This is a genomic window from Agromyces protaetiae, assembly GCF_030866785.1.
In the GTDB taxonomy this organism is placed as follows: Bacteria; Actinomycetota; Actinomycetes; order Actinomycetales; family Microbacteriaceae; genus Agromyces; species Agromyces silvae.
Window position 1 is genome coordinate 3,364,160 of sequence record NZ_CP133018.1, and the last position, 11,468, is coordinate 3,375,627.

Below are 11,468 nucleotides of genomic sequence, written 5' to 3' on the forward strand. Positions count from 1 at the left end.
AACCGGCCGCGCAGCGGCGTGTCGGCGGCCGACACGCCGTCCGCGTCCCAGGACTTCCTGAGCAAGGAGGGAGTTTCGAGGATGCGGCCGCTCCGCGCGGAGCCCGGCTCAGAGCGCCGTGTAGCCGCCGTCGACGAGGTGGTAGCTGCCCGTGATGAAGCTCGCGGCGTCGCTCGCGAGGAACACCGTCAGCGCGGCGACCTCATCGGGCTCGCCGAGCCGCCCGATCGGGTGCTTGCCGACCAGGAACTGCTGAGCGTCGGCGTCGAGGCTCGCGTCGATGAGCGGCGTCTTGATGAAGCCCGGGCCGACCGAGTTCACGCGGACGCCCTGTGCCGCGTACTCGAGCGCCGCGTTCTTCGTGAGCCCGACGACGCCGTGCTTCGCGGCGACGTACGCGGACGAGTTGGCGAAGCCGACACTGCCGAGGATCGACGCCATGTTCACGACTGCGCCGCCGCCGTTCGCCGCGATCGCGGGCAGCTGCGCCTTCATGTTCAAGAACACCGCCGTCAGGTTGATGTCGATGACCTTGCGCCACCCATCGTCCGGGTAGCCGCCGATCAGCGCAGAGGGCCCGCCGATGCCCGCGTTGTTCACCGCGATCTTGAGCGGCGCGAGCGCGTTCGCCTCGGCGACGGATGCCTCGATCCAGCCGGTGTCCGTGGCGTCTCCGGGTGAGGCCGCGGCGGTGCCGCCGGCCTCCGTGATCTCGGCGACGACCTGGTCGGCGTGCTCCCGGTTCAGATCATTGACGAGGACGGCCGTACCGTTCGCCGCGAGCAACAGCGCGATCGAGCGGCCGATGCCGCTCCCCGCGCCCGTGACGATCGCTGACCGGCCGTGGACGTCGTAGGTGGCCATGATGTGCACCCTCCCCGGGCGGGCACGGAGCCGCCGAACCCTTCGCCGGTCGACCCGTCCGCCGACAGCATAGGCTCACGCGTGGACGGCGGCACAGGGCTTGCACCGGCTCCACCCCCGGGCTCCACCCCCCGGCGCCATGCGTTCAGGCTCGCGTCGCGCGCCTGCGCCTCACGGCAACCGCGGCGTGCGCGGCGGCTCGGTGCGGCGGGCGCCGGTCGCCTCGAACGCCGCCGCGAGCGCGAGCAGCGCCGAGTCGTCGTAGGCGCGGCCCGCGAACGTCAGCCCGACGGGCATGCCGGTGTCGTCCATGGTGCCCATGGGCACGGTCACGGTCGGGATGCCGAGGTGGCGCGGCACGAGGTTGCCGTTCGCCACCCAGACCCCGTTGCGCCAGCCGAGATCGGCGGATGCCTCGTCGACGTCCATGTCCGCGGGTGCGACGTCGGCGACGGCGGGGAAGAGCACGGCATCGAGGCCGAGCTCGTCCATCCACTGCTCGAGGTCGACGCGGCGGGTCTGCTCGAGCCCGCGGAGGCCGGCCTCCAGCTCGGGGATCTCGGCGACGGATGCCACGGGGTGCCGCCGCACGTGAGCAGGGTAGTCCGCGATGTCGTCGTCGAAGCCCGTGTAGCGGTCGGGCAGGGCGCCCTCGGGGTGGGGGAAGATCCTGGCACCGTCGACATCGGCGAGCGAGTCGAGGGCCGGGTCGCCGTTCGCGCGGAGGAAGTCGTCCCACGCCCACGCCGACAGGTCGACGATCTCGCGATGCAGGTACTCGGGGCTCACGAGGCCGCGCGTCGCGATCGTGGGGGCGCCGGGCCGGTCGCCCTCGTAGTTCGACACCGCCGGGAAGTCGACGAGCACGACCTCGGCGCCGGCCGCCTCGAGGTCGCGGCGTGCGGCCTCCCACAGGTCGATGATCGAGTCGCGGGTCTCGATGCGCTGGCCGGTGGCGCCGCCGATGCCGACGGTTCCGCCCGGCTCGGCCGTGCCGGCCGCCGGGTCGGCGTTCACGTACATGCGCGGCACCCCGAACCGCTTCCCGGCGAGCGCGGCGCGCGCCGACGAGGCATCCGTCACCGCCAGCGCCGGGTAGGACGCGGGCCGCACCGCCGACGCGGCCGGCAGCTCGATCCAGGGCTGGGCACGCCAGAAGTCGCCGCGAGTCTCGGGGTCGTCGGCGACGATCACGTCGAGCACCTCGAACAGGTCGGCCATGGTGCGGGTGTGCGGCACCACGACGTCCATGGTCGGCACGAGCGGCCAGTTCCCCCGCACGGAGATCACGCCGCGGGACGGCGTGTAGGCGCACAACGCGTTGTTCGAGGCCGGCGCGCGACCCGACGACCAGGTCTCCTCGCCGAGTCCGAAGGCGGCGAAGCTGGCCGCGGTCGCGGTGCCCGAGCCGTTCGACGAACCCGACCCGAACGCGGCGGTCAGGTACTCGGCGGCGTACGGGCTCTCGGCCCGGCCGTACACCCCGCGCTGCATGCCGCCGTTCGCCATGGGCGGCATGTTCGTGAGGCCGAGGCAGATGGCGCCTGCGGCGCGCAGCCGTTCGATGGTGAAGGCGTCTCGCTGCGCCACGAGGTGCTCGAACGCCGGGCTGCCCGCTGCCGCCGTGAGGCCGCGCACGAGGTAACTGTCCTTGGCGGTGTACGGGATGCCGTCGAGCGGTCCGAGCCTCGCACCGCGCGCCCGGCGCTCGTCTGAGGCGCGCGCTTCGGCGAGCGCGTCGGGGTTGCGCACCACGACGGCGTTCAGTGCGGTCGCGGTGCCAGGGGCGTCGTACGCGTCGATGCGCGCGACGTACGCCTCGACGAGCTCGACCGCGGTCGTCTCCCCCGCGTCGAGTGCGTCGCGCAGCTCGGCGATGGACGCCTCGACGACGTCGAACCCGTGGCCGCCGCGCTGCACGGGTCGAGGGACCGACGAAGGAACGCCTGTGTCGGGAGCCCGCCCCTCGTTCATCGTCCGGCGACCGCCGGCTGCTGCTGCGTGATGCAGTGGATGCCGCCGCCGCGGGCGAACATCGGCCGCGCGTCCACGGTCACGACCCGTCGCCCGTACGCCTCGCCGAGGATCGACGCGGCCCGGGCATCGGCCTGGGCCTCGCCGAACCCGCACACGATGACGCCGCCGTTCACCACGAGATGGTTCACGTAGCTCCAATCGACGAAGCCCTCGTCGTCGCGCAGGGTCGCCGGAGCCGGCAGCTCGATGAGCTCGAAGTCGCGCCCCGAGGCATCCGTCTGCGACTCGAGCACCGCGCGCACCTCGCGCGAGACCTCGAAATCGGGGTGCGCCGCGTCGAGCTGGGCGTGCACCAGCACCCGGCCGGGCGCCGCGAAGGCGGCGACGATGTCGACGTGCCCGCGCGTGCCGTAGTCCTCGTAGTCGCGGGTGAGTCCGCGCGGCAGCCAGACCGTCCGGGTCGTGCCGAGGGTGCGCGCGAACTCGGCCTCGACGCGCGCCTCGTCGGCGTACGGGTTGCGGCCCGGATCGAGCTGCACGGTGCGCGTCGCGAGGACGGTGCCCTCGCCATCGACGTGGATGCCGCCGCCCTCGTTCACGAGCATCGAGCTCACGACCTCTGCGCCGACCTGCGCGGCCGTGAAGCGTGCGATCTCGCGGTCGTGCTTCCAGCTGGCCCAGCGGGGCGCGCCCCAGCCGTTGAAGATCCAGTCGACCGCGCCGAGCAGGCCAGGGCGCTCGTCGTCGACGACGAAGGTCGGGCCGAAGTCGCGCATCCAGAAGTCGTCGAGCGGCGCCTCGACCTGTTCGATGTGGCTGCCGAGCATGCGAGCGGCGCGGTCGCGCTCGGTGGGGTCCACGACCATGGTCACGGGCTCGAACTCGGCGATGGCGTGCGCGACCTCGGCCCACGCCTCGTACGCCTGCTCGGCGGAGGCCGCATCGTCGCCGAGGGTCTCGTTCTGCCGCGGGAACGCCATCCAGGTGCGCTCGTGCTCGGCGGTCTCGGCGGGCATGCGCCAGGCCATGGGCGGCTCCTCGAGGTCGGGGCGCGGATGCCTCGGCGCCACGTGTGCTCGTATTGATCAGCTGATCAACAACTGGCCTGAAACTACATAGACTGAACCGACGATGTCAAGCGAACAGGAGCACCCGAGACCCCCCGAGCGGGGTCGCACATGGTCGTCGAACGCGCCGACACGCGACGATTCGCGACCCCGCGCGCCACGTGCCGAGGGGCGTGCGGCGCGCAAGGCGCCCGAGGAGCGTCGCGCCGAGATCACGGAGGCCGCCCGCGCGCTCGCGCTCGCCGACGGACTCACGGCCGTGACCCTGCGCGGGGTCGCGGCACGGGCCGGCGTCACGCCCGCGCTCGTCGCGCACTACCGCCCGAGCATGGATGAGCTCGTCGCCGAGACCTTCCGCACGATCGTGGCGGCCGAACTGCGCGAGATCGCCGAGGCGCCCACGAGGACGGCTCTCGGCGACCCGACCGCGCCCGGTGCCGCCGATCGTGCCGTGGCGAGTGCAGACACGGCGGCGTCGCCGGCACAGTCCCGCGTCCTCACCGGAGATCGGGACGAGCGCGCGAGCGCGACCGATCGGCTCGGACACCTCGTGCATACGCTCCTCGACGGCAGCCGCGACGACGTCACGCTCGTCTGGGTCGAAGCGTGGGCGATCGGCCGGCGGAACGAGACCCTCGCCGCCGCCGTGCGCGAGCAGATGGACGCCTGGCACGCGGTGCTCCACGACCTGATCGCGGCGGGTGCGGCCGACGGCGAGTTCGAGGTCGACGATCCCGCGTCGGTCGCCTGGCAGCTGCTCGGCATGATCGACGGGCTCAACGCGCAAGCGCTCGTGCGCTGGGGCGAGGGACGCAGCGTGCTGCTCACGCACGCCCTCGAGGGCATGCTCGGACTCGAGCGCGGCGCTCTGCGCTGAGGCATCCGCTCGCCCTGACCTTCACCGCGCGTTGGAGGTCGATGTTCGCACTGGAGGTCGGATCAGACCGACCTCCATCACGGAAATCGACCTCCATCGCGAACCCGCGGGCGCACGCGCTGCTAGTCGGAGTTGTCGCGCAGCCACTCGTCGGCGAGCTTGCGCGGCGCGACCGACAGGAACGCGTCGGCGACGACCTCGCCGAGCCGACGGCGCGAGATGCGGTCGAGGCGCACGAGGATCGCGGACCAGCCGTCGAAGTGCGAGGTCGTGAAGAACACGTCGGGGTCGGACTCGACGAGCGCGAACTTGACGGCCTCGTCATCGACCCGGGCGCCGAGCACCGGGAAGTCCTGCTCGGCGAGACCGAGCTCCTCGAGGTCCTTACGCCGCAGCGGCCGCTCCCACACGAATCCCTTGCCGTGGACGCGCCAGTGGGCGGCACCCCAGCTGACGTGCTCGGTCGTGTCGGGGAACGACAGCGCCAGGCGGCGCACCTCGTCCCAGTCGACGCCGGTCGTCCGCGCGCCGTCCTCATCGCTGCCGGTGTCGACGTCCATGCCGGTCACGCTACGCCCGGACCGCGATCGCGACAATGCCGTCGCGGGCCGCACATGCCGACGCGTGCCGGCACATGCCGTCGCGGGCCGCACATGCCGACGCGCTGACGCGTCACGACGCGTTCGCACGTCCCGTCGCGTTCTCGCGGGACGTCCGCGTTCGCTCGCGCCGCGCTCGCGCGGGCCGTCGCGTTCGCGATGATAGAGACATGCTGCCCGCCACCATGACCGCCGTCGCGGCGACCGGATCCGTCCCCCTCGACGACGAGCGCGCGCTCGTCGACGTCGAGCTGCCGCTGCCCGAGCTCCGGCCGCACGATGTGCTCGTGGAGGTCGCCGCGGTCTCAGTGAACCCCGTCGACCTCAAGATGCGGGCCCGCCGCGGCGCCGACGACCCGCGCATCGTGCTCGGGTACGACGCGGCGGGCACGGTCGTCGCGGTCGGCTCCGAGGTGACGCTCTTCGCGCCCGGCGATGAGGTGTACTACGCGGGCGTCAACACCCGGCAGGGCACGAACGCCGAATACCACGCGGTCGACGAGCGGCTCGTCGGCCGGAAGCCCGCGAACCTCTCGATGGCCGAGGCCGCGGCGATGCCGCTCACGACGATCACGGCGTGGGAGTCGCTGTTCGACCGGTTCGCGCTGGACGAGGCGAGCGACGGCACGCTGCTCGCGCTCGCGGCGGCCGGCGGGGTCGGCTCGATCCTCACCCAGCTCGCCAGGGCACGCACCGGCGTGACGGTCATCGGCACCGCGTCGCGGCCCGAGTCCCAGGAGTGGGTGCGCCGCATGGGCGCGCAGCACGTCGTCGACCACCACGGCGACCTCGCCGCGGCCGTGCGCTCGGTCGCGCCGGGCGGCGTGGACCGGGTGTTCACGCCGAGCACGGCCGGGCGGGTGCCGCTGTTCGCCGAGCTGCTGCGGCCGTTCGGTGAGATCGTCGCGATCGACGAGGACCCCGACATGGATCTGCGGGTGCTGAAGGCGAAGAGCATCGCCTGGCACTGGGAGTCGATGTTCACGCGCGGCGTCTTCGAGACGCCCGACATGATCGCCCAGCACGAGCTGCTCGACGAGGCGGCGGGGATGTTCGAGGCGGGGAGGCTGACGAGCACGCTCACGCGCGAGATCGTCGGCATCGACGCGGCGTCGGTGCGCGAGGCGCACCGGATCGTCGGGTCGGGGAGCAGCATCGGCAAGGTGGTGCTGACGCGGTAGCGGATGCCCCGGGCGGATGCCCCGGGCGGGTGCCTGTGGAGGCCGTGGCCGTGAGTGTCGGCGGCTGCGGTTAGCGTGGTCTCGTCGACCAGGTCGGTCGGCGGCGAGGCGAAAGGGGCCGGATGTTCCTCCTCGACGGTTCCGTCGTCACGAGCGCGAGCGACCTGAAGAAGGCGTCCGACTGCGAGTTCGCGTTCCTGCGCGAGCTCGACGTGAAACTCGGCCGCGACACGCTCTTCGAGCCGCTGAACGACGCAATGCTCGAACGCGCCGGCACCCTCGGCACCGAGCACGAGCTGCGCGTGCTGGCGCGATACCGCGAGCAGTTCGGCGACGGCGTCGTCGAGATCGAACAGCCGAACGTGCGCGATGCCGCGGCCGTGGCATCCGCCGTCGCGCTGACGCGCGATGCCCTGCTCGCGGGCGTCCCGGTCGTCTACCAGGCCACGTTCGCGACCGATGGGTTCATCGGGTTCGCCGACTTCATCGTGCGCCGCCCCGACGGCCGGTATCGCGTGCAAGACTCCAAGCTCGCGCGTCATGCGCGCGTCACCGCGTTGCTGCAGCTCGCGGCGTACGCCGAGCAGCTCGACCGACTCGGCATCCCGCTCGACGACACCGTCGAGCTGCTGCTCGGCGACGGCACGTCCAGCGAGCACCGGCTCGACGACATCACGCCCGTGTACCGGCAGCGTGTCGCCCGGCTCCGGCAGCTCGTCGACGAGCGGGTCGCCGACGACGGCCCGGTCGCGTGGGGCGACCCGCGATACATGCACGACGGTCGCTGCCCGACCTGCGAGCTCGAGGTGCAGGCGAACCGCGACGTGCTGCTCGTCGGCAGCCTGAGGGTCACACAGCGCGAGGCGCTGGCCGAGGCGGGCATCACGACGATCGACGCACTCGCCGCTTCGAGCGGGCCCGTACCGCATCTCATCGAGTCCACGCTCGAGAACCTGCGCGCCCAGGCCCGGCTGCAGCTCGTCGCCGAGGCGCGCGAGCGCGAGGCGTCGGGCCGCCGGCCCGAAGGCTCGCCGCCGCTCCCCCCGCCGGTCGAGGTGCGCGATGCCGAGTCGCTCGCGGCGATTCCGGCGCCGAACCCCGGTGACCTCTTCTTCGACTTCGAGGGCGATCCGCTCTACACCGAGGGCGATGCGACGAGCTGGAACCTCGACTACCTCTGGGGCATGGTCGACGACCGCGAGCAGTACACCGCGCTGTGGGCGCACTCGTTCGCCGAAGAGCGCGAGGCGCTGCTGCGCTTCCTCGAGCTCGTGAAGCTGCGTCGGCAGACCCACCCCGACCTGCACATCTACCACTACGCGAGCTACGAGCGCACGCATCTGACGTCCATCGCCGCTCGGCACGGGGTGGGCGAGGCCGACGTCGATCAACTGCTCGCCGACGGCGTGCTCGTCGACCTCTACCCGATCGTGAAGCGCGGGGTTCGGGTCGGCAGCCGCTCGTACTCGATCAAGAAGCTCGAGCCGCTCTATATGGGCGACGAGTTGCGCGAGGCCGACGTGAAGTCGGGCGCGGACTCGATCACCGAGTACGTGCGGGCCAGGCAGCTCGCCGAGTCCGGCCGGGAGTCCGAGCGGGGCGAGGCGCAACGCATCTTCGACGACCTCGCCGACTACAACCGGTACGACTGCGTGTCGACGCGGCGCCTGCGCGACTGGCTGCTCGGCATCGCGCGCCGGGCGGGCGTCGAGCCCGTGCCGCCGGCGTTCCTCCGCGAGCGCGCGGCGACGAAGGTGTACGAGCCGACCCCGCTCGCGCTGCACCTGCGGCAGCTCGCGGGCCCCGCGACGCCCGGCGACGGCCGCGAGCCCGACCAGACGGCGCTCGCTCTCGCGTCGGCGGCGATCGACTATCACGACCGCGAGGCCAAGAGCTTCTGGTGGAGCCATTTCCTGCGCACCGACCAGCCCGCGGACTCGTGGGAAGACCATCGCGACGTGCTCGTCGTCGACCCTGCTCGCTCGGGCATCGTCACGCCGTGGCACGAAGAGCCGCAGTGGAACAACGCCCGACGCGAGCTGCTGCTCACCGGGCGCATCGCGCCGGGCTCGCGGTTCAGCGTCGGCTCCGGCGTGTTCCTGTTCTACGAGCCCGACACCCCGGTTCCGGCCTTCACGATGCGCCCGGGGCAGCGCCGAGCCATCGACGCGACCATCGTCGAGGTGACCGATGCGGGCCTCGTGGTCGAAGAACGCGGCGCCGCCGGCGAGACCTGGTCGGCCCTGCCGATGGCCGTCGGTCCCGGCCGGCCGCCGTCGACCGACGCCCTCACGTTGGCGATCGCCGAGTGGGCGGCGCCCATTCCCACCACGTTCCCAGCGCTTCCCGCGAATCCCGCGATGGATGTGCTGCGCCGGCTTCCGCCGCGCCTCGAGGTGCGCTCCTCGCTCGAGCGGGCGACCGACCCGCACGACTATGTCGAACGGGTCCTCGGGGCCGTGCAGCGGCTCGAACACTCGTACCTCGCGGTGCAGGGCCCGCCCGGCACCGGCAAGACGTACGTCGCGTCGCACGTGATCGCCCGCCTCGTCGCCGACCACGGGTGGCGCATCGGGGTCGTCGCGCAGTCGCACGCGGTCGTCGAGCACGTGCTCGAAGCCGTCGTCGGCGCCGGGCTCGACCCCGACCTGGTCGGCAAGGCGGTGAAAGACCCGGGCGTGGTCGGCACGCGACCCTTCACGGCGTTCGCGAAGAAAGACGACCTCGCCAGGTTCACCGCCGAACGCGGCGACGGCTACGTCATCGGCGGTACCGCGTGGGACTTCTGCAACGTCAAGCGCGTGCCGCGCGGCTCGCTCGACCTGCTCGTGATCGACGAGGCCGGGCAGTTCTCACTGGCCTCGACCATCGCGGTCTCGGTGGCGGGGCGCAACCTCCTGCTGCTCGGCGACCCCCAGCAGCTGCCCCAGGTCAGTCAGGCACTGCACCCCGAGCCGGTCGACACGTCGGCGCTCGGCTGGGTCGCCGACGGCCACGAGGTGCTGCCGCCCGAGTACGGCGTCTTCCTCGCTGAGACCCGTCGCATGCACGAGGCGGTGGCCGCGCCGGTGTCCCGTCTCGCGTACGAGGGCGAGTTGCGCTCGCACCCCATCGCCGCTGGGCGCCGGCTCGACGGGGTCGAGCCCGGTCTGCACGCGATCCCGGTCGCGCACGAGGGCAATGCGACCGCATCGCCCGAAGAGGCGACGGTCGTCGTGGAGCTCGTCGGCTGGCTGCTCGGGCGGGACTGGTCCGAGGCCGAAGCGACGCCCGCGGGCATCGTCCGCCGCCCACCACGCCCGCTCGAGCAGCGCGACCTCATCGTCGTCACGCCGTACAACGCGCAGCTCACGACCGTTCGCGAGGCCCTCGACCGGGCCGGCTACTCCGAGGTGCCGGTCGGCACCGTCGACAAGTTCCAGGGCCAAGAGGCTGCGGTCGCCATCGTCTCGCTCGCCGCGTCGTCGGCGGCGACCGCGCCGCGCGGCATCGAGTTCCTGCTGCTGAAGAACCGGCTCAACGTCGCCGTCTCGCGCGCGAAGTGGGCGGCCTACCTGCTCTACAGTCCCGGCCTGCTCGACGCCCTGCCGTACCGCCCCGACGGCGTCGCGCAGCTCAGCGCGTTCATCCGGCTCGTCGGCGCCGACACTCCGTCCCCCGTGCCGGCCTGACGGGGCGATGCCGGAGGGGAAGCGTACGTTCTCATGATGGTCACCTTCCACGCATTCCTCGGCTGCAGTCTCGACGGATACATCGCCGGGCCGAACAACGAGCTCGACTGGCTCACCGCGTTCGACGCCACCGGGTACGACGAGTTCTTCGCCTCCGTCGATGCCATGGCGATGGGCCGGCACACCTATGACGTGATGCGTGAGATGGCGCCGGAGTACTACCGGGGCATGCCGATCCATGTGCTCTCGGGCTCGCTTCCGACGGGGCCGCAGCCCGACATGGGCGAGTCGCCGATCACCGTGCACGCCGACGTCCCGTCCCTGCGGGCGGCGATCGACGGTACCGATGTGCGGCGCGTGTACGCCGACGGCGGGCGCACGGTGCAGGGCCTCATCGCCACCGGGCTCCTCGCCGATCTGACGGTGACGCGGGTGCCGGTGCTCATCGGCACCGGCATCCCACTGTTCGGGCCCGAACCCGGCCCGCTGCGTCCGCAGCTGGTCGACTCGTTCGCCACCGAGCAGGGCGCGGTCCAGTCGACCTACCGGTTCGTGACCCCGGAGGAGTGAAACCCGGGGCGCGCCTCGTCGGTCGCTCGTCGACGAGGCCCGCGACATCCGGCGGGCTCGCCGTGCGTCTGCTCGACGACCGTGCCGTGCACGGCGAGACCGCGTGCCGGCGCCGCGCGGCCCACCACCTCGGGGCGGCACGTCGATTCCGATGGCAGCGACGGCCCGGCTGGCGCCATCCTGGGAATAGCGCTCAGGGTCGCGACGTAGTTTAGTGATGTGAATTCCTCAGCAGCCACCGACCTGAACCCGGCCCGCATCACCATGTACGGCGCCGACTGGTGCCGCGACTGCCGCCGTTCGAAGGCGCTGCTCGACGGCCGCGGCGTCGACTACGAGTACGTCGACCTCGAGGTCGTCGCCGACGGCGCCGACCGCGCGAAGGCGATCTCGGGCCGCACCCAGATCCCCGTCGTCGTCTTCCCCGACGGCACGCACTTCACCGAGCCGACCGACGCCGAGCTCGCCGCGAAGCTCGACGACGAAGCCGCCGCCTGACCCCACCCCCGCCTCACCCGCCGAACCGTCACAATCCGTGGGTGTTCACGCGAACACACCCGCAGATCGTGACGGTGTGAGGTCCTCGCACGCGCGGGAGCGGGACAGCCGAGCGCGGCGCGGCCGCGAGGCATCCGGGTGGCGGGCACGCGGGCGCGCGCCGG

9 protein-coding genes are annotated in these 11,468 nt (G+C 72.4%); 5 read left to right on the top strand and 4 right to left on the bottom strand.

The genetic code is table 11. The features are described from left to right. Positions 1-108: 108 nt before the first annotated feature. From QU602_RS15430 to QU602_RS15440, 3 genes are all read right to left on the bottom strand, one after another. A complete protein-coding gene (locus QU602_RS15430) occupies positions 109-864 on the bottom strand; it encodes an SDR family NAD(P)-dependent oxidoreductase (RefSeq protein WP_308797341.1) in 756 nt (251 codons plus the stop codon). Between the two features lie 171 nt (positions 865-1,035). Beyond that, positions 1,036-2,838, bottom strand: a complete 1,803-nt coding sequence (locus tag QU602_RS15435) for an amidase (RefSeq protein WP_373692840.1) — start codon at positions 2,836-2,838, stop codon at positions 1,036-1,038. Next, positions 2,835-3,869 (bottom strand): agmatine deiminase family protein, encoded by a 1,035-nt coding sequence (locus QU602_RS15440; RefSeq protein ID WP_308797343.1) that lies wholly within the window; start codon positions 3,867-3,869, stop codon positions 2,835-2,837. The genes QU602_RS15435 and QU602_RS15440 overlap by 4 nt, the downstream gene beginning before the upstream one ends. Before the next feature lie 103 nt (positions 3,870-3,972). Between QU602_RS15440 and QU602_RS15445 the strand changes: the two genes are divergently transcribed. Beyond that, complete coding sequence (locus QU602_RS15445) at positions 3,973-4,785, top strand: TetR family transcriptional regulator C-terminal domain-containing protein (RefSeq protein WP_308797344.1); 813 nt, start codon at positions 3,973-3,975, stop codon at positions 4,783-4,785. Between the two features lie 122 nt (positions 4,786-4,907). Here QU602_RS15445 and QU602_RS15450 read toward each other — a convergent pair whose 3' ends face one another. Then, positions 4,908-5,345 carry an MmcQ/YjbR family DNA-binding protein gene (locus tag QU602_RS15450; RefSeq protein ID WP_308797345.1) on the bottom strand — a complete coding sequence of 146 codons (438 nt, stop codon included), beginning with the start codon at positions 5,343-5,345 and terminating at the stop codon, positions 4,908-4,910. 209 nt (positions 5,346-5,554) lie between these two features. Between QU602_RS15450 and QU602_RS15455 the strand changes: the two genes are divergently transcribed. The 4 genes from QU602_RS15455 (at position 5,555) to QU602_RS15470 (ending at position 11,304) form a co-directional block, all read left to right on the top strand. After that, complete coding sequence (locus tag QU602_RS15455; RefSeq protein ID WP_308797346.1) at positions 5,555-6,565, top strand: zinc-binding alcohol dehydrogenase family protein; 1,011 nt, start codon at positions 5,555-5,557, stop codon at positions 6,563-6,565. Positions 6,566-6,687: 122 nt separating this feature from the next. Then, positions 6,688-10,236, top strand: a complete 3,549-nt coding sequence (locus QU602_RS15460) for a TM0106 family RecB-like putative nuclease (protein WP_308797347.1) — start codon at positions 6,688-6,690, stop codon at positions 10,234-10,236. Between the two features lie 36 nt (positions 10,237-10,272). Beyond that, entirely contained in the window at positions 10,273-10,806 is a 534-nt protein-coding gene (locus tag QU602_RS15465) for a dihydrofolate reductase family protein (RefSeq protein WP_308797348.1), read from the top strand. Positions 10,807-11,070: 264 nt separating this feature from the next. Further along, positions 11,071-11,304, top strand: coding sequence for a glutaredoxin family protein (locus QU602_RS15470; protein WP_308800197.1), 234 nt, complete (start codon positions 11,071-11,073; stop codon positions 11,302-11,304). The last annotated feature ends 164 nt before the right edge of the window (positions 11,305-11,468 follow it).